General features: G+C 52.4%; 24 protein-coding genes, 1 rRNA gene and 1 other annotated feature. Of the genes, 9 read left to right on the top strand and 16 right to left on the bottom strand.

Annotation, left to right across the window (positions count from 1 at the left end):
- From WH279_RS10790 to rluD, 4 genes are all read right to left on the bottom strand, one after another.
- A 16S ribosomal RNA gene (locus WH279_RS10790) occupies window positions 1-413 on the bottom strand; the annotation flags it as partial.
- Window positions 414-891: 478 nt separating this feature from the next.
- The gene (gene clpB, locus WH279_RS10795; RefSeq protein ID WP_339456493.1) at window positions 892-3,465 is read right to left on the bottom strand and encodes an ATP-dependent chaperone ClpB; all 2,574 of its coding nucleotides are present in this window, start codon (window positions 3,463-3,465) and stop codon (window positions 892-894) included.
- Between the two features lie 125 nt (window positions 3,466-3,590).
- A complete protein-coding gene (gene yfiH, locus WH279_RS10800) occupies window positions 3,591-4,319 on the bottom strand; it encodes a purine nucleoside phosphorylase YfiH (protein WP_339456494.1) in 729 nt (242 codons plus the stop codon).
- Window positions 4,319-5,296 (bottom strand): 23S rRNA pseudouridine(1911/1915/1917) synthase RluD, encoded by a 978-nt coding sequence (rluD, locus tag WH279_RS10805; protein ID WP_133845971.1) that lies wholly within the window; start codon window positions 5,294-5,296, stop codon window positions 4,319-4,321. Before rluD ends, yfiH begins: the two co-directional genes overlap by 1 nt.
- A gap of 134 nt (window positions 5,297-5,430) precedes the next feature.
- Between rluD and bamD the strand changes: the two genes are divergently transcribed.
- The 6 genes from bamD (at window position 5,431) to WH279_RS10835 (ending at window position 10,124) form a co-directional block, all read left to right on the top strand.
- A complete protein-coding gene (gene bamD, locus WH279_RS10810) occupies window positions 5,431-6,162 on the top strand; it encodes an outer membrane protein assembly factor BamD (protein ID WP_339456498.1) in 732 nt (243 codons plus the stop codon).
- A gap of 268 nt (window positions 6,163-6,430) precedes the next feature.
- The gene (raiA, locus tag WH279_RS10815; RefSeq protein WP_200643252.1) at window positions 6,431-6,769 is read left to right on the top strand and encodes a ribosome-associated translation inhibitor RaiA; all 339 of its coding nucleotides are present in this window, start codon (window positions 6,431-6,433) and stop codon (window positions 6,767-6,769) included.
- 99 nt (window positions 6,770-6,868) lie between these two features.
- Window positions 6,869-7,003, top strand: a sequence feature (Phe leader region).
- Window positions 6,870-6,926: a pheA operon leader peptide PheL gene (gene pheL / locus WH279_RS10820; RefSeq protein ID WP_197931246.1), complete on the top strand. Its 57-nt coding sequence runs from the start codon at window positions 6,870-6,872 to the stop codon at window positions 6,924-6,926. It overlaps the preceding feature by 57 nt.
- A gap of 24 nt (window positions 7,004-7,027) precedes the next feature.
- Window positions 7,028-8,188 (top strand): bifunctional chorismate mutase/prephenate dehydratase, encoded by a 1,161-nt coding sequence (gene pheA / locus WH279_RS10825; RefSeq protein ID WP_339456508.1) that lies wholly within the window; start codon window positions 7,028-7,030, stop codon window positions 8,186-8,188.
- Window positions 8,189-8,307: 119 nt separating this feature from the next.
- Entirely contained in the window at window positions 8,308-9,366 is a 1,059-nt protein-coding gene (locus WH279_RS10830) for an ABC transporter substrate-binding protein (RefSeq protein ID WP_339456510.1), read from the top strand.
- On the top strand, window positions 9,363-10,124 hold the full coding sequence (locus WH279_RS10835) for a substrate-binding domain-containing protein (protein ID WP_339456512.1): 762 nt from the start codon (window positions 9,363-9,365) through the stop codon (window positions 10,122-10,124). The genes WH279_RS10830 and WH279_RS10835 overlap by 4 nt, the downstream gene beginning before the upstream one ends.
- Here WH279_RS10835 and tyrA read toward each other — a convergent pair.
- Window positions 10,121-11,242: a bifunctional chorismate mutase/prephenate dehydrogenase gene (gene tyrA, locus WH279_RS10840; RefSeq protein WP_133845976.1), complete on the bottom strand. Its 1,122-nt coding sequence runs from the start codon at window positions 11,240-11,242 to the stop codon at window positions 10,121-10,123. The two genes, WH279_RS10835 and tyrA, sit on opposite strands and share 4 nt — an antisense overlap.
- Before the next feature lie 15 nt (window positions 11,243-11,257).
- Window positions 11,258-12,328 carry a 3-deoxy-7-phosphoheptulonate synthase gene (locus WH279_RS10845; protein WP_339456516.1) on the bottom strand — a complete coding sequence of 357 codons (1,071 nt, stop codon included), beginning with the start codon at window positions 12,326-12,328 and terminating at the stop codon, window positions 11,258-11,260.
- A gap of 316 nt (window positions 12,329-12,644) precedes the next feature.
- Between WH279_RS10845 and WH279_RS10850 the strand changes: the two genes are divergently transcribed.
- Window positions 12,645-13,172, top strand: coding sequence for a GNAT family N-acetyltransferase (locus tag WH279_RS10850; protein ID WP_339456518.1), 528 nt, complete (start codon window positions 12,645-12,647; stop codon window positions 13,170-13,172).
- Here WH279_RS10850 and WH279_RS10855 read toward each other — a convergent pair.
- A complete protein-coding gene (locus tag WH279_RS10855; RefSeq protein WP_339456520.1) occupies window positions 13,107-13,853 on the bottom strand; it encodes a GNAT family N-acetyltransferase in 747 nt (248 codons plus the stop codon). The two genes, WH279_RS10850 and WH279_RS10855, sit on opposite strands and share 66 nt — an antisense overlap.
- Window positions 13,854-13,961: 108 nt before the next feature.
- Here WH279_RS10855 and WH279_RS10860 point away from each other — a divergent pair, with 108 nt between their 5' ends.
- Window positions 13,962-14,642 (top strand): CTP synthase C-terminal region-related (seleno)protein, encoded by a 681-nt coding sequence (locus WH279_RS10860; RefSeq protein ID WP_339456522.1) that lies wholly within the window; start codon window positions 13,962-13,964, stop codon window positions 14,640-14,642.
- A gap of 51 nt (window positions 14,643-14,693) precedes the next feature.
- Here WH279_RS10860 and WH279_RS10865 read toward each other — a convergent pair whose 3' ends face one another.
- From WH279_RS10865 to ffh, 9 genes are all read right to left on the bottom strand, one after another.
- Window positions 14,694-15,182 (bottom strand): OmpA family protein, encoded by a 489-nt coding sequence (locus WH279_RS10865; RefSeq protein WP_339456524.1) that lies wholly within the window; start codon window positions 15,180-15,182, stop codon window positions 14,694-14,696.
- 17 nt (window positions 15,183-15,199) lie between these two features.
- On the bottom strand, window positions 15,200-16,429 hold the full coding sequence (dgcN, locus tag WH279_RS10870; protein WP_200643247.1) for a diguanylate cyclase DgcN: 1,230 nt from the start codon (window positions 16,427-16,429) through the stop codon (window positions 15,200-15,202).
- Complete coding sequence (locus WH279_RS10875; protein ID WP_200643246.1) at window positions 16,422-16,967, bottom strand: YfiR family protein; 546 nt, start codon at window positions 16,965-16,967, stop codon at window positions 16,422-16,424. The genes dgcN and WH279_RS10875 overlap by 8 nt, the downstream gene beginning before the upstream one ends.
- A 171-nt stretch (window positions 16,968-17,138) precedes the next feature.
- Complete coding sequence (locus WH279_RS10880) at window positions 17,139-18,071, bottom strand: DMT family transporter (protein WP_200643245.1); 933 nt, start codon at window positions 18,069-18,071, stop codon at window positions 17,139-17,141.
- Between the two features lie 218 nt (window positions 18,072-18,289).
- Window positions 18,290-18,640 (bottom strand): 50S ribosomal protein L19, encoded by a 351-nt coding sequence (rplS, locus tag WH279_RS10885; RefSeq protein WP_133845985.1) that lies wholly within the window; start codon window positions 18,638-18,640, stop codon window positions 18,290-18,292.
- 68 nt (window positions 18,641-18,708) lie between these two features.
- Entirely contained in the window at window positions 18,709-19,461 is a 753-nt protein-coding gene (gene trmD / locus WH279_RS10890) for a tRNA (guanosine(37)-N1)-methyltransferase TrmD (RefSeq protein WP_133845986.1), read from the bottom strand.
- 35 nt (window positions 19,462-19,496) lie between these two features.
- Window positions 19,497-20,045, bottom strand: a complete 549-nt coding sequence (gene rimM, locus WH279_RS10895) for a ribosome maturation factor RimM (protein WP_339456527.1) — start codon at window positions 20,043-20,045, stop codon at window positions 19,497-19,499.
- Between the two features lie 18 nt (window positions 20,046-20,063).
- Window positions 20,064-20,312 (bottom strand): 30S ribosomal protein S16, encoded by a 249-nt coding sequence (rpsP, locus tag WH279_RS10900; protein ID WP_004155935.1) that lies wholly within the window; start codon window positions 20,310-20,312, stop codon window positions 20,064-20,066.
- Window positions 20,313-20,448: 136 nt separating this feature from the next.
- Window positions 20,449-21,810 (bottom strand): signal recognition particle protein, encoded by a 1,362-nt coding sequence (gene ffh, locus WH279_RS10905; protein ID WP_133845988.1) that lies wholly within the window; start codon window positions 21,808-21,810, stop codon window positions 20,449-20,451.
- A 165-nt stretch (window positions 21,811-21,975) separates the two neighbouring features.
- Between ffh and WH279_RS10910 the strand changes: the two genes are divergently transcribed.
- Window positions 21,976-22,767, top strand: a complete 792-nt coding sequence (locus WH279_RS10910) for a cytochrome C assembly family protein (RefSeq protein WP_133845989.1) — start codon at window positions 21,976-21,978, stop codon at window positions 22,765-22,767.

The raw sequence follows: 22,767 nt of genomic DNA on the forward strand, positions 1-22,767 counted from the left end.
CTTCATACACGCGGCATGGCTGCATCAGGCTTGCGCCCATTGTGCAATATTCCCCACTGCTGCCTCCCGTAGGAGTCTGGACCGTGTCTCAGTTCCAGTGTGGCTGGTCATCCTCTCAGACCAGCTAGGGATCGTCGCCTAGGTGAGCCATTACCCCACCTACTAGCTAATCCCACCTGGGCACATCCGATGGTGTGAGGCCCGAAGGTCCCCCACTTTGGTCCGAAGACGTTATGCGGTATTAGCTACCGTTTCCAGTAGTTATCCCCCTCCATCGGGCAGTTTCCCAGGCATTACTCACCCGTCCGCCACTCGTCACCCGGGGAGCAAGCTCCCCTGTGCTACCGTTCGACTTGCATGTGTTAGGCCTGCCGCCAGCGTTCAATCTGAGCCATGATCAAACTCTTCAATTAAAAGTTCGATTTGCTGCAACAAGTGCAGCGATGCTCAAGTGTAAAACGTCATAATGAATTTCATTATGTGTTCACTCTTAAGACTTGATATTTTTTGTCACCCTAAGGTGACTGATATCAATCCTGCGAGTGCCCACACAGATTGTCTGATAAATTGTTAAAGAGCGGTGCAATCAGTGCCGAAGCTTCCTGTTGCGAGGTGGCGTATATTACGCTTTCCTCCTTCGGAGTCAACTTCTTTTTGAGAAGTTTTTCCGGCGGTTCAGATACTTCCTGAACCTCCTGACACGTTGACTTGTAAGCCGTTGTTCCGTGTCAGTGGAGGCGCAGTATAGGGATTTTCTGGAGAGTGACAAGGGCTAATTGCAAAAAACTTTTCACATGCTTATTTTTCATGCAAAACCCGCTTTTAACCTCGATTTATGCTGCTTTAATAAACAGAAATGGGCCAAAGGCCCATTTCTGTTACTTACCGTGATTACTGATGTGCGACGATTACGCCATCCTGCACATCCATTTCTATGGTTTTCCCCGGAACCAGCGCACCAGAAAGTATCTGCTGTGCCAGCGGGTTCTCAATTTGCTGCTGAATTGCACGTTTCAGTGGCCTTGCGCCATAGACTGGGTCATAACCATTTTCACCCAGCTTCTGCAGCGCAGCTTCAGAGATATGCAGAGCATACCCACGATCGTCCAGACGCTGATACAGGCGTGCAAGCTGGATGCGTGCAATAGACGCTATATGTTGCTCACCCAGCGGATGGAACACGACCAGTTCATCGATACGGTTAATGAACTCCGGACGGAAGTTCTGGCTGACAACCGACAACACCAGTTCTTTCATCTCAGCGTAGCTCAATGCACCGAAGCGTTCCTGGATCAAATCAGACCCCAGGTTCGATGTCATGATCACCACCGTATTACGGAAATCGACCGTCCTGCCCTGCCCGTCAGTCAGACGACCATCATCCAGCACCTGCAACAGGATGTTAAACACATCCGGATGCGCCTTTTCTACTTCATCCAGAAGGATGACAGAGTAAGGTCTGCGGCGAACCGCCTCGGTCAGATAGCCCCCTTCTTCATAACCGACATAGCCCGGAGGTGCCCCGACGAGACGAGACACTGAGTGTTTTTCCATAAACTCGGACATATCGATACGCACCATCGCGTCATCGCTGTCGAACATAAAGTTAGCCAGTGCCTTACACAGCTCAGTTTTCCCTACCCCAGTTGGCCCAAGGAAAAGGAACGAACCAATCGGGCGATTCGGATCGGCCAGGCCAGCACGGCTGCGACGAATCGCATTCGATACCGCTTCCACGGCCTCATTCTGACCAATCACCCGCGTATGCAACTCCTGCTCCATACGCAGTAACTTGTCACGCTCACCTTCCATCATGCGGTCGACAGGAATACCAGTCCAACGCGCTAACACATCAGCAATTTCAACATCGGTAACACGGTTACGCAGCAGCCGCATGGTTTTACCTTCGGTCTGCGTTGCGGCAGCAAGCTGTTTTTCCAGCTCTGGAATTTTGCCGTATTGCAACTCGGACATCTGCCCGAGGTCTCCCTGACGACGCGCCTGCTCCATGGCCAGCTTCGCCTGTTCTAACTCAGCTTTAATATGCTGAGTACCAGAGAGCTCCGCTTTTTCAGCTTTCCACTCTTCTTCCAGTTCTGAGTATTCACGCTCTTTCTGGTTCAGCTCAGTTTCCAGCATCTCCAGCCGTTTGATACTGGCGTCATCAGACTCTTTCTTCAGCGCCTGCTGTTCCAGTTTCAGCTGAATGATACGTCGCTCAAGTCGGTCAAGAGACTCTGGCTTCGAGTCGATCTGCATACGAATACTCGACGCAGCCTCATCAATCAGGTCAATCGCCTTATCCGGTAACTTACGGTCGGAAATGTAGCGATGCGATAAAGTCGCCGCTGCCACGATAGCCGGGTCAGTAATCTGCACATGGTGATGCAGCTCATAACGCTCTTTCAGCCCACGCAGGATCGCGATGGTATCTTCCACACTCGGTTCAGCAACAAAGACCTTCTGGAAGCGTCGCTCCAGCGCAGCATCTTTTTCTATATACTGGCGATATTCGTCCAGGGTGGTGGCCCCCACACAGTGCAGTTCACCTCGCGCCAGTGCAGGTTTCAGCATGTTGCCCGCATCCATCGCGCCATCAGCCTTACCGGCACCGACCATGGTGTGCAACTCGTCAATAAACAGAATGACATTGCCTTCCTGTTTTGACAGATCGCTGAGAACCGCTTTCAGGCGCTCTTCGAATTCACCACGATATTTGGCACCCGCCACCAGCGCCCCCATATCAAGTGCCAGTACCCGGCGGCCTTTCAGACCTTCAGGCACTTCACCATTAATGATGCGCTGCGCGAGGCCTTCAACGATGGCGGTTTTACCAACACCAGGTTCACCGATCAGTACCGGGTTGTTTTTAGTACGGCGCTGCAAGACCTGAATCGTACGGCGAATTTCTTCGTCACGGCCAATAACCGGGTCAAGTTTACCCAGCTCCGCGCGCTCGGTCAGATCGATGGTGTATTTTTTCAATGCCTGGCGCTGATCTTCAGCTCCCTGGTCGTTCACGCTATCGCCTCCACGCATCTGGTCGATCGCTTTCGTCAGCTTATCGCTGGTTACCCCCGCAGATTTGAGCAAATCTGCCAGAGAACCACGCGAGTCGAGCGCCGCCAGAACGAATAATTCGGATGAAATAAAGTTGTCAGCACGTTTTTGCGCCAGTTTGTCACACAGGTTAAGTACCCGTACCAGGTCAGCAGAAGGTTGAACATCACCCTCGGTGCCTTCGACCTGCGGTAAACGGCTGAGTGCCTGTTCAATGTTGGTACGCAGTGAAGCGACATCAACACCGGCAGCGGTCAGTAAAGGACGAACGGATCCGCCATCCTGATTGAGCAATGCGCTCATCAGATGCAGAGGTTCGATGAATTGATTGTCACGGCCGAGGGCCAGAGATTGAGCATCAGCCAGAGCCAGCTGAAATTTGTTAGTAAGACGATCCAGACGCATAATTTCCCCCTATCAGGTCAAATTGCTACTGGAGATTAAATGAGGTCATCCCTCAAATTTTTCAAGGTAATGACCTGACATTTTGGAGAAAAAAACATCAATCCGGACCGTCTTATGGCGCTAGGTTATATCAGCCAGATCAAACTTGCCATACGGCCAGTGACGCCATCGCGTCGGAAGGAGAAAAATTGCTCACTTTGATTGAGGGTACATTGGCCGTGACCCCAGACGTGGCGCACGCCGATGGCCTCTAAACGCTGTTTTGCTAAATGTCCGAGATCGGCATAAAACTTTTCACCTTTTGGAAGAAAAGCGGCTGCGGCGGCTGGATTTTGCGCAATAAAAGCCTCACGCACTTCCGGCCCGACCTCAAAAGCATCCGGACCAATCGCCGGGCCAAGCCAGGCGAAAATCTGCGACGGAGGGGCAGAAAAGGCATTAATGGTTGCCTCCAGCACGCCGTCACATAATCCACGCCAGCCAGCATGCGCGGCAGCCACTTCCTGGCCATCCTGCGAACAAAAAAGTACCGGAAGACAGTCAGCCGTCATCACTGCACAGACAACGCCTGGCGTGCGGGTATAAGCCGCATCCGCACGCAGTGAAGCCGGTACCTTCCAGTCCAGCGTCAGAACTTCTGTACCATGTACCTGCTCAAGCCATTGCGGCATGGACGGTAAATCAGCCAGTTCCAGCAGGCGCTGACGGTTAGTCTGCACATGCTGTAACTCATCGCCCACATGAGCACCGAGGTTAAGACTGTCCCACGGTGCCTGGCTGACGCCCCCCTGACGCGTACTACTGCACGCGCGAACGTTAGCGGGGGCCGACCACTTAGGTACAATCAGGCTCATTACCAGTCCAGTTGCTCTTTAAATTCTTCGGTATCCGCTTTCAGTGCATTGATCAAATCGACCATGTCCTGTGGCAGCGGTGCATGCCATTCCATTTCAATCCCGGTAATCGGGTGATAGAGACGGAGCATCGTGGCGTGCAGGGCCTGACGATCGAAACCACGCAGCGTACTGATAAAGGCATCTGATGCCCCTTTCGGTGGGCGTGGACGACCACCGTACAGCGGATCACCCACCAGAGGATGATTAATGTGCGACATATGCACACGGATCTGGTGAGTACGGCCAGTTTCCAGACGCAGGCGTAAACGCGTATGGGCACGGAAATGCTCCATAATGCGGTAATGCGTCGTTGCTGGTTTACCCATCGGATGCACTGCCATGTGGGTGCGTTTAGTCGAGTGACGACTGATCGGTTGATCAACCGTACCGCCTGCTGTCATACGACCAATAGCCACGGCTTCATACTCGCGCGTGAATTCGCGCAGTTGGAGTGACTCCACCAGATGCGTCTGCGCAGGGACCGTTTTCGCCACCACCATCAGACCTGTAGTATCTTTATCCAGACGGTGCACAATGCCAGCACGAGGCACATCAGCAATCGCCGGGAAATGATGCAACAGTGCATTCAGTACCGTGCCATCAGGATTACCGGCTCCCGGATGAACCACCAGATCGCGCGGTTTGTTAATCACCAGAATGTCGTCATCTTCATAGACGATGTTCAGTGGGATATCCTGCGCTTCCCAGCGAGCTTCTTCGTCAATTTCCGCATCGATGATAATTTGCTCACCGCCGAGCACTTTTTCTTTCGGTTTGTCGATAATTGCACCGTTGACGGTGATGCGACGGTCGAGAATCCATTCTTTTATGCGAGAACGTGAATAATCAGGGAACAATTCGGCCAAAGCCTGATCTAAGCGTTGTCCGAGTTGCGATTCGGATACCGTTGCGTTGAGTTTTACTTGTTGTGCCATAAATAAACAGCTTCTTCGTTAACGTTGGGTTTTCACGGCGATGCCGTTTAATATAATGTGCTATCGTACCTGGTCACTATCGGAAGCTTAACGGACAGCTTCCTGAATAACACTCTGAGGATAAGCAAATCGTCATGACGCGTATGAAATATCTGGTGGCTGCAGCCACGTTGAGCCTGGCATTAGCTGGATGTTCCGGCTCCAAGGATGTGGTGCCTGACAGCCCGCCTTCCGAGATTTATGCCACTGCCCAGCAAAAACTGCAGGACGGTAACTTTAAAGGAGCAATAACGCAACTGGAAGCGCTTGATAACCGCTATCCATTCGGCCCTTACTCCCAGCAAGTTCAGCTAGACCTGATCTACGCATACTACAAAAATGCCGATTTGCCGCTGGCGCAAGCCGCCATTGACCGCTTTATGCGCCTGAATCCAACGCATCCGAACATTGATTACGTTATTTATATGCGTGGTCTGACGGACATGGCGCTGGATGACAGTGCATTGCAAGGCTTTTTTGGTATCGACCGCTCAGACCGCGATCCAACCCATGCGCGTGATGCTTTCAAAGACTTCTCGCAGCTGCTGCGTGGCTATCCAAACAGCCAGTATGCAACCGATGCACGCAAGCGCCTGGTGTTCCTGAAAGATCGTCTGGCAAAATATGAGTTATCCGTGGCGGAATTCTACACTAAACGCGAGGCGTATGTCGCTGTGGTTAACCGTGTAGAGCAAATGCTGAAAGATTACCCGGATACAATGGCTACGCGCACTGCACTGCCGCTGATGGAAAATGCATACCGTCATCTGCAGCTGAATACAGAAGCCGATCGTGTGGCAAAAATCATTGCAACCAATCAGGCTTGAGTCTGACCTGACAAAAATGGCAGCCTCTGGGCTGCCATTTTTTTTGACTAAAAACGGCAAAATGCCAAATTTCCAGTCAGGTTAACCTATCAACAATGCCACTGAAAATGCCCCTCGACAACCCCCTTAGCCTTATTTACCAACCCGTCTCACAGTTTTGTCCTTCTTGACAAAAAGCGACAAAATAACGTGATTTTGATCACACATTCTCACACTTTTCGCGGTATGCTGGGTTCACCAAGACGGAAATGACAGAGAGGTAAGCACTATGGTACTGAACATTACCAGCAAGCAAATGGAAATTACTCCGGCTATCCGCCAACATGTCGAAGACCGTCTCGCCAAACTTGAAAAGTGGCAAACTCATCTGATAAATCCACATATTGTTCTGTCAAAAGAGCCGAAGGAGTTTGTTGCCGATGCAACTATTAATACGCCAAACGGCCCGCTGATCGCCAGCGCCAAGCATGAAGATATGTACACAGCCATCAACGATCTGATTAACAAGCTGGAACGTCAGCTGAATAAAGTTCAGCATAAAGGTGAAGCGCGCCGCGCCACCGCCAGTGTTAAAGATCTGACGGTGGTTGAGACAGACGAAGAGTAATCGGGTTAAAACCGTCATAACGCGCCTACGGGCGCGTTTTTTATTGACAGAATGAAATTGCAGCGGTTACTTTATCCTTCCAGACATCATGGATAGCACAATGAAATCAGCACCGTTTTTCTTCGCATTCTTTTTTACCTTCTTTACCTTCCCCTGATCTGGGAGGCAATTCGTCGTGTAAGAGTGAATGCGAAGACGAACATTAAAGCCTCCCAAACGGGAGGCTTTTTTTTTAGTAACATCTGACAGGTAGCAAATATGAATCCCGAAAATCCTTTGCTGGCCCTGCGCGGTAAGATCAGCGCACTGGACGAACAACTGCTGGACCTGCTGGCCCAGCGCCGTGCGCTGGCTGTAGAAGTTGCTGAGGCCAAAATGGCCACCCACCGTCCCGTCCGTGATATCGACCGCGAACGCGATCTGCTTGAGCACCTGATCACTCTGGGCAAAGGCCATAAGCTGGATGCTCATTACATCACACGCCTGTTTCAGCAGATCATTGAAGATTCCGTGCTGACTCAGCAGGCGCTGCTGCAAAAACACCTGAACAACACCAACGCTCACTCTGCGCGCATCGCCTTTCTCGGGCCAAAAGGTTCTTACTCGCATCTGGCATCACGCCACTATGCCGCACGTCATTTCGATAACTTCATTGAGAGTGGCTGCCTGAAGTTTCACGATATCTTCAATCAGGTTGAAACCGGGCTGGCTGACTACGCCGTGCTGCCGGTTGAGAACACGACTTCGGGGTCAATCACTGATGTCTATGACCTGTTGCAGCAAACCAGCCTGTCTATTGTCGGTGAGATCACTATCCCTATTGATCACTGCGTCCTCGTCTCTGGTAATACTGACCTGCAGCAGATTGAGACCGTCTACAGCCACCCGCAGCCATTCCAGCAGTGCAGCCAGTTCATCAATCGTCATCCGCACTGGAAAATTGAGTACACCGAAAGTACTGCGGCTGCGATGGAGAGAGTCGCCGCCATGAATTCACCCAAAGTTGCCGCGCTGGGCAGTGAAGCCGGAGGTGAGCTTTATGGTTTACAGGTGCTGGAGCGGAATCTGGCTAACCAGCGCCAGAATATTACCCGCTTCATCGTACTGGCCCGTAAGCCGGTCGAGGTTTCACTCCAGGTTCCGGCAAAAACTACGCTGATTATGGCCACCGGCCAGCAGGCGGGCGCCCTGGTGGAAGCCCTGCTGGTGCTGCGCAAACATAATCTGACAATGAGTAAACTGGAGTCGCGCCCGATTAATGGTAATCCGTGGCAGGAGATGTTTTACATCGATTTCCAGGGCAACCTGAATACCGACGACGTGCAGCAGGCGCTACGCGAGCTGACGCCAATCACACGCTCCCTGAAGGTACTGGGCTGCTACCCTAGCGAAAACGTCGTCGCCATCGATCCACAGTAACGCCTGACCCCTCGCCAGCCCAATCGCGGCTGGCGATTTTCCCCTTTTGCCACAGAGAATCATTTACCCTGTGATGTCGATCGCTATATCATAAGATATACAACGATACTCAGGCAGCGATGATGACTTCCCTTTTCCGCCCTTTTGCCGCACTTATTCTTTCTGCTTTATTCGTTTTTTCTGCGCAAGCATCACGCCAGGTCACCGATCAGCTCGGTCGTCAGGTGACATTGCCCGATCGCGTTGACCGGGTCGTCGTCCTTCAGCATCAGACCTTAAATTTACTGGTACAGCTCGATGCCACGGAAAAAATGGTCGGTATTCTCAGCAACTGGAAACAGCAGTTGGGCGACGGCTATGCGCGTCTGGTCCCCCCGTTGAATACGTTGCCGATGCTGGGCGATCTGACCCATGTTGATCTGGAGAAGCTGGTTGCCCTGCATCCGCAGGTGGTGTTTGTCACGAACTATGCGCCCCAGGAAATGATTAATCAGATTCAGGATCTCGGCATCGCTGTTATTGCCATCTCTCTGCGTACAGACAGCGACACACAGCAGGCCCAGCTCAACCCACAGTTAGAAAATGAAGAACAGGCCTACAATGATGGCCTTGCACAGGGTATCCGTCTGATTGGCGAGGTGGTCAATCAGCAAAAGCAGGCCGACGCTCTGGTTGCAGCCACCTTTAAACAGCGTCAGCAGGTTGCCGACCGGCTGAAAGACATTCCGGAAAAAGAGCGTATTCGTGTCTACATGGCTAACCCCGACCTGACAACCTATGGTTCGGGTAAATACACCGGGCTGATGATGGCGCATGCCGGAGCAATGAACGTTGCCGCATCGACCGTTAAGGGCTACAAGCAGGTTTCAATGGAGCAAATTCTGGCATGGAATCCGCAGGTCATCTTTGTCCAGGACCGTTATCCAAAAGTACTCGACGAGATTAACCAGCAGCCCGCCTGGCAGGTCGTGGATGCCGTCAAAAATCACCGGGTTTATCTGATGCCAGAGTATGCCAAGGCCTGGGGCTACCCGATGCCGGAAGCGATGGCACTGGGAGAATTGTGGATTGCGAAGAAACTGTACCCGGCCAGATTTGCGGATATTGATATGCAGCAGCAGGCAGACAGCTGGTATCAACGTTTTTACCGTACTCACTACCACAGCAACAACGGATGAAGCCTTTACAGGTATTGGCCGCGGGCAGCCTGCGTCACGTCTGGCCAGGCGTGGTAAGTGCATTCCAGCACCATTACCCGGCGGGGATAGAAACGCAGTTCGGTCCAGCCGGAATACTGCGTCAGCGTATAGAGCAAGGTGAGGCCTGCGATTTGTTCGTCTCTGCCAGTATTGCCCATCCGCAGACACTGTTACAGGCAGGGCTGGCACAACGGACAGGCGTATTCTGCCATAACTTTTTGTGCCTGAACGTTCGCAGCGATCGCGTCGATTCGGCGGCTGACTGGCTCGATCTGTTGCGCAATCCCGCCCTGCGCCTCGCCACCTCAACACCTGGCTGCGATCCCTGTGGCGATTACGCCTGGCAGCTATTCGAACGTATTGAACAGCAGGAGACTGAACTGGGCCAACGGTTAAAGCAGCGTGCGATGCCACTGGTCGGTGGAAAGGATTCCGTACCCGTACCTCCGGGGATGCAGGCTTCAGTCTGGTTACTAAAGTCAGGGCAGGCCGATCTCTTTATTGGCTACCACAGCTATGCGCATCTTCTTCAGGCGAATGAGGGTATTACGACGTTGTTGATACCTGAGGCGTGGCAAACTCGCGCTGACTATGGCTATGCCGTTTGTCAGCCCGCAGGCCACAAGCTCGCTGAGCTGTTGTTAACTTGTGAGGGACAGGAGATTTTCGTCAAGGCGGGGTTTGGTACGATTAAAACGGAGGGGCCAGATATGTCGGCCCCTCCTGTTAAACACTAGGGTCTGCTGTCATTTGCCTGACGCAGTAACGTGCGGCTTTCTGCCTGGAAGCGTTTCGCGTGGTCGCCAAACCAATGCTCTACCCGGCGGAAGCTGTCGATAAACGCCTGCTTATCGCCCTGCTCCAGCAGCTTTATTGCCTCTCCAAACCGCTTATAATAGCGTTTGATCAGGGCCAGATTACTTTCTGACGACATAATAATGTCGGCGTAGAGCTGTGGATCCTGAGCAAACAGACGTCCGACCATCGCCAGCTCCAGTCGGTAAATCGGTGATGAAAGCGCCAGCAGCTGGTCCAGTTGAACATTTTCTTCTGCCAGATGCAGACCATAAGCAAACGTAGCGAAGTGGCGCAATGCCTGAATAAACGCCATATTCTGGTCATGCTCCACGGCACTGATCCGGTGCAGGCGTGCGCCCCATACCTGAATCTGTTCCAGGAACCACTGATAGGCTTCCGGCTGACGACCATCACACCACACCACCACCTGCTTCGCCAGGCTGCCACTGTCCGGCCCGAACATGGGGTGCAACCCCAGTACCGGTCCGGCGTGCGCAGCCAGCATGGCCTGCAACGGTTTATTTTTCACCGAGGCCAGATCCACCAGGATGCAATCCTGCGGCAGCGGAGGCAGTTCACCAATCACCTGCTCGGTCAGATGGATAGGAACGCTAATAATCACCATGCCCGCGTTGGCCAGCATCGCTTCTGCGTTATCCCAGTCACCTTTATCGAGGATCTGTACCTGATAACCCGACAGGGTAAGCATCTTCTCAAACAGACGCCCCATCTGCCCCTTACCGCCAACAATCACTACCGGACGCAGTTCGGGACAGAGAGTTTTAAAGCCTTTATCGTTTTCGCTGGTGTAGGATTCACGCATCACGCGGCGCAGAACATCCTCGATCAGATCGGGAGGCACGCCCAGCAACTCCGCTTCATGACGGCGTGAGGCCAGCATCGTGGCCTCACGCTCAGGAACATAAATCGGTAACCCGTAGCGGCTTTTTACCTCGCCGACTTCGGCGACCAGCGTCAGCCGTTTCGCCAGCAGATCCAATAGCGCTTTATCGACTTCATCAATTTGATCGCGTAACGCGGTCAGTTCAGCCACCATAACTCATTAACCCTCTTACGACAGACGCGCCGCCAGTACTCCGGTCAAATCCTGATGAATTTCACGCAGCAGGGTTTCCGTTGTTTCCCAGTTAATACAGGCATCGGTAACGGAAACGCCGTAGCGCATATCACTGCGCGGCTGCTCAGAAGACTGGTTGCCTTCGTGAATGTTGCTTTCCAGCATCAGGCCCATAATTGAACGGTTGCCATCTTTAATCTGCGCAACGGCAGACTCGGCCACGCCGGACTGGCGACGAAAATCTTTGTTAGAATTGCCATGACTGCAATCTATCATCAAGGAAGGACGGAGTCCCGCCTGCTGCATCTCTTTTTCGCACTGCGCCACATCGGCCGGACCGTAGTTCGGGCTTTTCCCACCGCGCAGGATCACATGCCCGTCAGGATTACCCTGGGTTTGCAGCAGGCACACCTGCCCTGCCTGGTTGATACCGACAAAACGATGTGGCATCGCGGCTGCACGCATCGCATTAATCGCGGTGCCAAGGCTGCCATCGGTACCATTTTTGAAGCCTACCGGCATTGAGAGGCCCGACGCCATTTCGCGGTGTGTCTGCGATTCGGTGGTACGTGCACCGATGGCCGACCAGCTGAACAGATCGCCAAGGTATTGCGGGCTGTTTGGATCCAGCGCTTCCGTTGCCAGTGGCAAACCCATCTCCACCAGATTCAGCAGTAGCTGACGGGCAATATGAAGACCGGCTTCCATATCAAAGGTGTTATCCATATGCGGATCGTTGATCAGACCTTTCCAGCCAACTGTGGTACGTGGCTTTTCAAAGTAGACGCGCATCACAATGTAGAGCTGGTCTTCCACCTGGTCCGCCAGTGCTTTCAAATCGCGGGCATAGGCCAGTGCAGCTTCAGTATCGTGGATAGAACAAGGGCCACAGACCACCAGCAAACGATGATCTTTTCCGCTGATGATATCGGAAATAGTCTGACGTGAAGCGGCAACCTGCCCTTCCAGTACGCTGTTCAGCGGAAACTGTTTTTTCAGCTCTTCCGGAGTAATCAGAATCTGTTCGTCAGCGATGTGAACGTTATTCAGCGCATCTTTTTGCATGATCATTATCCTGGGTCATTCGTTTAATAGGGATCCTCAGTGAGGTTGCTGACAACTGTACCAGAATACGTACATAAAACAATATCTTGATGTACAGATTTATTACCACAAAGGAAAAAACCACACAGGAAAATACATTTAAATGAATAAATACAATAAGATAAACAAAAGAAACAAACAATACATCACACCTATAACTGTAATTATATCTTTACACAAAGTATTTCAACATAAAAAAAGCCCATCATTTCCAACACCTGCCCTCCTGAGACGCGCTATCATTTCTGTCCGTCAGGAAAATAATCCAGAGTAAATCATGAAAATAGTTATACGCCCATTCGAACACAGTGATGCTGCCGCCTTCGTCGAGGCCGTCAGGGAGTCACTGAAGAGTTTAATACCGTGGATGGTATGGGCGCATGAAGATTACACCGAAGAGGACGCACTGAAGTGGTTCAGCTACACCCATTTACAGCGTCGTCAGGGCGTAGCGAATGAATGCGGGTTATTTACAGAAGACGGGCGGCTTCTGGGGGGCGTGGGGCTGCGTTACAGCAGCGGACCCGATATCCCTGCCGCTCTTGGTTACTGGGTACGACGTAGCGAACAGCGTAAAGGTATTGCCCGTCAGGCTGTGTGCCAGATTGCAACGCAGGCTTTTGAACAACCGGATATTGATGTCATCGAGATCCTGGCGGCTGAAAGCAATATCGCCAGCCGCGCTGTTGCCATCCGCGTAGGCGCAGAGCTGATTGCCATACGCTACGGGCTTATCGTATTAAAGAGTGGGCCAATTAACACTGCCATCTATCGGCTTTATCGCCCGCATCAGGTTGCTGAGTGACTGTCGCTGCTGCCCACTGGCATCAATATTCTCTGCAGAAAGCCACTGAGTCAGCACCTGGTTAATCGCTGGCCACTCACTATCAATAATCGAGAACCAGTCTGAATCTCGTGAACGTCCTTTGCGGGCCATCATTTGACGAAAGGTTCCTTCCCAGGTAAACCCCAGACGCAGTGCTGCCTGACGTGAGGGTTCGTTGAGAGAGTCACACTTCCATTCACAGCGGCGATACCCCAGCGTAAAGGCATTGTTAATCATCAGCCAAAGCGCTTCCGTACCGATCACCGTACGTTTCATCAAAGGTGACCATGTGACACCACCAATCTCCAGCACGCCGTTAGACGGGTCGATACGTAAATACGATACCAGGCCGACAGGCTGATCACGCTTTGCACAAAAGAGGGTAAAGGTCACAAAATCTTTCTGCGCTGCACGCTGACTGAGCCAGATACGAAAGGCCTCCAGCGATTCCGGGCGTTCTTCCGTCAGCCAGGTCCAGTCCCGACCATCAGGCGCTGAAGCATAGGCCGTATAAAGGTCCTCGCAATGAAGCTCAACATTCAGGGGTTCTAATCGGCAGTAAATGCCGACCATACTGTTTGCTTCTGGTGCCGGCACAGGCTGCCAATAAGGCAATGCCGGGCCGACTGGTTGGCCAAATTCATTCACACGCTGCGTCATGTCTCTCTCCGTAGTCTGCACTGATTTTCAGCTTAGAAATAAATTTAGCGGCTTGCCAGCATCATGACTGTGCAGTAGCATCCTTTTTTACCTGCACAGGAAACACTCATGATCCGTTTAGCTCTGGTTGGCGACTATCGCCCCGATGCCGTTGCGCATCAGGCCATTCCAAAAGCAGTTCAACTCGCCGCACACGCCCTTCAACGAGATATCAGCTCGCAGTGGCTTCCCACTGAATCCATCAATGATAGCGGGATTTTGCAGGAATATGATGCCCTGTGGCTAACGCCGGGTAGTCCGTATATTAACGACGAGGGGGCATTCCTCACTCTCCGTTATGCCCGGGAAAACAACGTGCCCTTTCTCGGCTCCTGCGGGGGGTTTCAGTATGCCATCGTTGAGTACGCGCGTAATGTCATGGGTTGGAGCGATGCAGGACATGCCGAAACCGACAGCGGTGGGCGCCTGGTGATCGCGCCATTAAGCTGTTCGCTGGTAGAAAAAACCGGGGATATTGTGATTGAACCTGGCTCGCTTCTGGCACAGGCTTACGGTAAGACAGAAATCAGCGAAGGCTATCACTGTAACTTTGGCGTCAACCCGGATTTTGTTGCCGATCTAAAAACGTATCCGCTGCGACTCACCGCCTGGGATCGTGAGGGTGATGTGCGGGCAATGGAACTACCGGGACACAAATTCTATGTAGCCACATTATTCCAGTCCGAACGCGCTGCGCTGCGTGATGAGCTGTCGCCACTGGTCGTCGAACTGCTGCGCGCCGCCAGATAAGGAGCTGCCTCGCCGGGGATGGCCGACGAGGCAGAGCATCTTTCAGCACGCTCAGGGAGCGCTGATGACAACCGCTACACGACGATTTTCTGCCCGGCCCTGTGATGTTTTGTTGCTCTGTACCGGGTCGCTGTCACCCAAACCGCGGGTCGTGATATTGCTGCGTGGTACACCCGCTCCGCTTGCCCAGGCATCGGCGACCACGTTGGCACGCTTCAGTGACAACGCCTGGTTATATTTCTCATCACCATAGTTATCGGTATGTCCATCAAGGCGCGCGTGATGCAGTCCAGTGCTGGAGAGTAACTTCGCCATGCGCTGAACGGTCGCCACACTCTCCGGCGTCAACTCTGACTTATTTTTACCAAACAGGATCTTCTCAGAGATCCCCAACATCCATCCTTCCGGGATTTCACTAAACCCCTGTGACCGCATAGCGCTGATCTGTTCAGGCGAGAATTTACCCTGAGGTGCGCTCTGGCAGGCCGCCAGTAACAGCGCCAATACGAGTCCAGTCATCATTCTTATTTTTTTCATCATATCTCCCATGATTATCACTAAGAAGCAGCACGCTGATGATGCTGCTGCTTCTCCAGATACATACTGCGATCGGCCGCTTCCATCACGCCTTCGGCAGTCGCAGCCTGGCTGGCTACCGCGCGGCCAATACTTAATGTCATCACCACGGACTCACCGCCCTGAAGATCAATCGGCTCAGCCATGCGCAGATTAATTGCGTCAATCACCGCCTGGACTTCATTATCATGGCTGACATTTTCAAGGATCATGGCAAATTCATCCCCCCCGAAACGGCAGACAAGATGGGTGTTTGCAGCACAGTCAGACAATCGCTGCGCTATCGCCATCAGGACTTCATCTCCTGCTGCATGCCCCCAGGTATCATTGATACCCTTAAAGTTATCCCCATCCATAAACAACAGCGCAGTATGGGTTTTACGGGCACTATCACTCAGCACGCTGTCCAGTGCACTGCGAAATGCAGCACGATTGGCCAGCCCGGTCAGCGGATCGTGCAGCGCGCGTTTCAGCAGAGAATCTCGCTCCTGTTGTTCACGCAGTTGCCACTTTTCAATTTCGGTCAGCAGGCTGTTAAAATCCTCACCGAACACGTGCAGTTCATTAATTTTTGACGGAGGAACCCGACGTGAAAAATTACGCGTGGCGCGAATATCATGCACAACACCGGTCATGCTCCTTAATGCCGCGATCAGCCCACTGAATAAATGACGAGTAAACAGGAGTGCGACCAGCGAGGCCAGCAGCAAACAGATCGTCAGCACACTCAGGGAGCGGTAGACAAAGTCCGTCACGGTGGCATCTTCGCCTGTTAGTGTGATATTGCCGACTTTTACGCCATTATGCAGGATGGGTTGCTGTACCGGTTTGGGGAACAACCAACCGGAGACCGCACGCGCCAGTGGGTCTGTATTGATTTCATGTTCATTCCCATCCCCCCAATGGGCAAGTTCATTGCCTTGTATATCGGTCACCACTGCCGAAGAGAACTGTCCCTGTTTTCCCAGCTCATTCAGGGTGTCCATAGCGGCATTACCGTCACGAAATACCACAGCAGCTTCCAGGCTGTGGCTGACGGTATAAGCCAGCAGTTGCAGATTCTTATCAGCATACTGACGGAATGACAGCATTGAGGTGGCGGAAATAAACAGCCACGCTACTGTCATCGTGGTCACGACGCTGATCACACTGATACGTAACAGCGTATTGCGAAAGCTGGCCCTGTTGTAATCTGCCGAGGATTTATCCATGTCGCTTACTCCCTGAAGATGCCAGCATTAATACATCGGGATGCACCCGAACGCCGCTTCGACCCAGCGAGTCGAGGTTCACCGAGAAACTCACCCGGTGATTAATAAATTTAAGGCAAAATGCGCTGCCGGTTGCGCACTCAGGGGTTTGTTCTGCGATGGTGAGCAGCGGGCGCATCTGATAGCTGTTAATCAGCTCAACCTGCTGCTGCGAAGATTCACGGCCAAAGTAGAGAATATCGCACTGCGAGACCAGCGCCTGTTGGGCATCCTCTACGGGGATTGCCTGCCAGACAGCAGGAGGATGCTCAACTGAGGCCTCGGTGAGCGCAGGAGCGAAGTAGGCAGAGCGAAAGATACACAGGCGGGGAAGCCCGGTAAGATGTGGCCATCGGGTATAACTGATAATACCTGCGACGGTCTGGCGCACGTCTGCTGCTGACACGCCCGAAGGTGCATCCGTTAACGTTTCACTCCTGATCGGCAGAGTGATGCTACTCAGCAAGAGCGACAGTAACAGCACGCGTATTTTCGCCATGAAACCTCTATCATCCCGGCCATTAATTTGGCCCCGTCATCACGGGTTTCATCACCCCACCTCTATTCAGAAATATCCTAACATTCTGTGAAACATTCGTCATCATGTGGCAAATGACAAAAAAGGCCAGCCTCACGGCCAGCCCATTATTCACCCCGGCTTATTGCACTCTCAACCGCTCACATTTAGCGGCGTGATCGCCCGGCGATGACGCCGTTCAAAGTACATGGAAATCACCCCACCGGTCACAACCAGACCCGCCCCGAAAATAGTCGCTAACTCTGGCAATGTGTCCCAGAACAGATAGCCAATAAATACCGACCAGATCAACGTACTGTAATCAAACGGTGCCAGCAAAGAAGCATCCGCATATTTCAAACTCAGGGTCAGCAGGATTTGCGTAATCCCTCCCAGCAGACCGCAACCAAGCAATAGCATCAGTTGCCTGCCATTCGGTATCGTCCAGCCAAACCACAGTGTGAAAAGCGATGTCAGCGTGGTGGTTATCGCAAACCAGAAAGCGATGGCCCCTGGCTTCTCAATACCATTCAGATAACGGATCTGGATTGATGCACCTGCAATGCACACCGCTGCCATCAACGCCAGAATCATGCCAAGCGTAGACAGCCAGCTCACCGAGCTTAATGCCCCTTCCCGGCCAAAAAATAGCTGGCCAGACATCATCACCAGGATACCAATAAATCCGGCAATCACTGCCACCCAGCGATGATACTTCACCTTCTCACGCAGAAAAATTGCCGCCATGATCACGGTAATCAACGGCGCCGCATAGTTGATGGCTGTCACATCGGTCAGGGAGATATACAGCAGTGCAAGGTAGCTAAAGTACAGGCCACCCGTTCCCGCCAGACCACGGAGAAAATGCCCCTTCACATTGCGGGTTCGAATGCCATCAAGGATATTGCCCTGGCACCAGAGCCAGATAAACAGAGGGATCAGCGCACCAGAAGAACGAAAGAAGATCACCTCTCCGACCGGAATGGTGCCATCCAGTCCTTTAACGCAGGCCATCATCAACGTAGAGGTCAGGGCACCGGCGATTTTCATCGACACACCGGTCGAGGGACTGGGCGAAGGGCGCATAGCGTGCAGAATTCCTGGCAGTAGATAGGTATCTATCAAACATACGCGGAATTTTTTTTATATCAGCTTAAATATCAGCAGGAAACGACTTTTTATTTTTTTTCGCGGAGGCAAAAGGCAGTAAATTTCGCGGGATGCGCGCGACCGTGTTACCAGCGTAAAAAAAGGGGCCAACCTTTCGGTCAGCCCCTTTATTGCTATTAACTATCAGATGTCGCTTAAGCGCCCAGACGTTCTTTGATACGTGCAGACTTACCAGTACGCTCACGCAGGTAGTACAGTTTGGCTTTACGTACAGCACCACGACGTTTCACAGCAATCGAGTCGATTACTGGGGAGTGAGTCTGGAATACACGCTCAACGCCTTCGCCGTTAGAAATTTTGCGAACAGTGAATGCAGAATGCAGACCGCGGTTACGAATAGCGATAACCACGCCCTCGAATGCCTGCAGACGCTTTTTAGCACCTTCAACGACCCATACTTTCACTTCCACGGAATCACCCGGACGGAATGAAGGTACGTCCTGTTTCATCTGTTCTTGTTCGATCTGCTTAATAATGTTGCTCATAATTAAATCTCTTATCCTGGGTAAACTGATAGTTAAGGCGAACTAAGCGCTATGCCCGTTCAACCGTATCATCGTTTTGTTGCCTGGGTGTGTTCCCGTTGGAACTCAGCCAGCAACTTTGCTTGCTCTTCAGTCAGAGCCAGGTTTTCCAGAAGTTCAGGTCTTCTAAGCCAGGTACGGCCCAGCGACTGTTTCAGGCGCCACCGGCGAATATCAGCATGGTTGCCCGACAGTAGAACTGGCGGAACCTCCATCCCTTCTAACACCTCAGGCCGGGTATAGTGTGGGCAATCCAGCAAACCATCGGAAAACGAATCTTCCTCGGCTGAAGCCTGTTTTCCCAGTACCCCCGGAATAAACCGGGAAACCGAGTCAATTAGCGTCATTGCTGGCAGCTCGCCACCACTGAGTACGTAATCCCCAATCGACCATTCTTCATCGATCTCGGTTTTAATCACGCGCTCATCAATCCCTTCGTAACGACCACAGACCAGAATTAATTTCTGGTTGGTCGCCAGCTCGCAAACCCCATCTTGATCGAGTTTACGCCCCTGAGGTGACAGATAAATCACCTTAGCGCCTTCTCCTGCCGCCGCTTTTGCTGCGTGGATGGCATCCCGTAAGGGTTGAACCATCATTAGCATTCCCGGTCCGCCGCCGTAAGGACGTTCGTCCACGGTACGGTGCCGATCATGAGCGAAGTCACGTGGACTCCAGCTCTGAATGCTGAGCAGGCCATTTTTTACTGCCCGGCCAGTTACTCCGTAATCGGTAATTGCGCGAAACATTTCAGGAAACAGGCTGATTACACCAATCCACATACTTTGCGCCGGAGTATTACCGTTTTGTTCGGAGCTCAAAAACCAGGATCCCAATCTACCGTGATAACACGAGTAGTGAGATCGACATTCTTGATAACCTGTTCATCGAGGAACGGAATTAACCGCTCCTGCGCACCGAATGCATCCTTCAGGTTTGCCTTGACGACGATAACGTCGTTCGAACCGGTTTCCATCATATCGATGACTTTACCCAGCTCGTAGCCTTCAGTCGTGACCACCTGGCAGCCCATAAGGTCTTTCCAGTAGTAGTCGCCGTTATCCAGATCTGGCAGTTGCTCTGAGTCCACGACAAATTCGCAATTGGTCAGTAGGCCCGCGGCATCACGATCGTCAATGCCTTTGACTTTGATGATCATGTCCTGATTGTGGCGCTTCCAGCCTTCCAGCTCGACAAGCTGCCATTGACCCGCCCGCTGGATAAACCACGGCTGATAGTCAAAAATGCTTTCGGCATCTTCGGTGGAGGAAAACACTTTGAGCCAACCACGAATACCGTAGGCCGAGCCCATCTTCCCCAGAATTAACGGGTTAGCGGGAGGCTGGGCGGTGAGTTGCTTGCTCATGTTGACCACCGTGACAGATTAAGCTGCTTTCTTAGCTTGTTTGATCAGCGCGTTAACGCGATCAGACAGAGTAGCGCCCTGGCCAACCCAGTGCTCAATGCGGTCCAGATCCAGACGCAGTGGTTCAGCCTGACCTGAAGCGATCGGGTTGAAGAAACCAACGCGCTCAATGAAGCGACCGTTGCGAGCATTACGGCTGTCGGTTACGACTACCTGATAAAACGGACGCTTTTTAGCGCCGTGACGTGCCAAACGAATTGTTACCATAACATCCTCTTTAGTTAATAAAACAGCCGGGCCCCATTGAGGGAACGGGGCCCGGATGCAATATAAAAAGCCCGAAAATTTTACTCATTTTGGCGCAAAAAGCAATCTAATTCGCCTGAGTCATTTTCTGGCTAACTTAGCGGCCAGGGAAGCCCGGCGGCATCATACCTTTCATGCCGCGCATCATCTTCGCCATACCGCCCTTCTTCATCTTCTTCATCATGCGCTGCATGTCGTCGAACTGCTTCAATAAGCGGTTAACGTCCTGCACCTGCATACCTGAACCGGTGGCAATGCGGCGCTTACGGGAGCCTTTGATAATCTCAGGTTTTTCACGCTCTTTGCGTGTCATTGAGTTAATCATCGCTTCCATGCGCACCAGCACTTTGTCGTCCATCTGCGATTTAACATTATCTGGCAGTTGGCCCATGCCCGGCAGCTTGCCCATCAGGCTCGCCATGCCGCCCATGTTGCGCATCTGTTTCAACTGGTCGAGGAAGTCGTTCAGATCGAAACCATCCCCCTTCTTCAGCTTACTGGCCAGTTTTTCTGCCTGCGCACGGTCTACTTTGCTTTCAATATCTTCGATCAGCGACAACATGTCGCCCATACCGAGGATACGAGAGGCAATGCGATCCGGGTAGAACGGTTCCAGGGCTTCGGTTTTCTCACCGACGCCCATAAATTTAATCGGCTTACCGGTAATATGACGAATCGACAGCGCAGCACCACCGCGGGCATCACCGTCGACTTTCGTCAGTACCACCCCCGTCAACGGTAACGCTTCGTTGAACGCTTTCGCGGTGTTGGCGGCATCCTGGCCAGTCATCGCATCGACGACAAACAGTGTTTCAACCGGATTAATCGCGGCGTGAATCTGTTTGATCTCGTCCATCATCGCTTCATCAACGTGCAAGCGACCTGCGGTATCCACCAGCAGCACATCGTAGAATTTCAGCTTCGCCTGTTGCAGCGCGCTGGTAACGATATCGACCGGTTTCTGACTGAGGTCTGACGGGCAGAAATCAACGCCGACCTGCTCTGCCAGTGTTTCCAACTGTTTAATCGCCGCAGGGCGATAAACGTCAGCAGACACCACCAGCACTTTTTTCTTGTGCTTTTCACGCAGGAACTTACCCAGCTTACCGACGCTGGTGGTTTTACCCGCACCCTGCAAACCCGCCATCAGTACCACAGCAGGTGGCTGAGCAGCCAGGTTCAGAGTGTTGTTCTCTTCCCCCATGGCAGCAACCAGTTCGTTTTTCACGATCTTGACGAACTCCTGACCCGGGGTCAGGCTTTTGTTCACTTCATGACCGACGGCGCGCTCTTTGACGCGTCCGATAAAGTCACGGACGACGGGCAGCGCGACGTCAGCTTCCAGCAACGCCATGCGCACTTCGCGCAGCGTGTCTTTAATATTATCTTCAGTCAGCCGCCCGCGGCCACTGATATTGCGCAGGGTCTGCGACAGTCTGTCGGTTAAATTATCAAACATCGTCTCTCGCTCAACGTAATGAGAGGCCGCCTCGGCGACACAATGGCGCGGATTATAACATAGAGGCGCTGGGATCTCAGCCATATGCGATGAGATCGTTTGGAGCCAGCAGCCGCTGGCGCTATACTGACTTTTTTCTCCTCTGGCCGATACCTGACGAATTCTATGTCTGTAATTGCGATTCTGGCGCTACTTGCCTACTCATTCAGCCTTGCACTGATCGTTCCCAGCCTGTTGCGTAAAAACAGCACCTGGCGTCGTCTGGCAGTGCTTTCTGCCATCGCCGCCCTGGTGTGCCATGCCGTGGCACTTGAGCAGCGTATTTTCGGGCCAGATGGCGGGCAGAACCTCAGCCTGCTGAACATTGGTTCACTGGTGAGCCTGCTGATCTGTGCGATTATGACGATTGTTGCCTCGCGCAACCGTGGCTGGATTTTGCTGCCGATTGTTTACAGCTTTGCGCTGATCAACCTGGCATTTGCCACATTTGTGCCTAACGCCTTTATTACCCACCTGGAAACCACGCCGGGCATGATGGTGCACATCGGGCTGGCACTTTTCGCCTATGCCACACTAATTATTGCCGCACTGTATGCATTACAGCTGGCCTGGATTGACTGGCTACTGAAGAACAAGAAGCTGGCCTTCAGCAACGATATCCCTCCGCTGATGACCATCGAACGTAAAATGTTTCATATCACCCAGATCGGCGTGGTGCTGTTAACGCTGGTACTCTGTACCGGATTGTTCTATCTGCAAGATCTGTTCAGCCGTGAAAATATCGATAAAGCCGTGCTGTCTATCCTGGCCTGGTTCCTCTATATCGTCCTGCTGTGGGGCCATTATCATGAAGGCTGGCGCGGTCGCCGTGTTGTATGGTTCAACTGCGGAGGCGCATTTTTACTGACCATGGCTTATTTCGGTAGCCGCATGTTGCAGCACTTCCTAACCTCCTGA

This window comes from Erwinia sp. MYb375, assembly GCF_037479175.1.
In the GTDB taxonomy this organism is placed as follows: Bacteria; Pseudomonadota; Gammaproteobacteria; order Enterobacterales; family Enterobacteriaceae; genus Erwinia; species Erwinia rhapontici.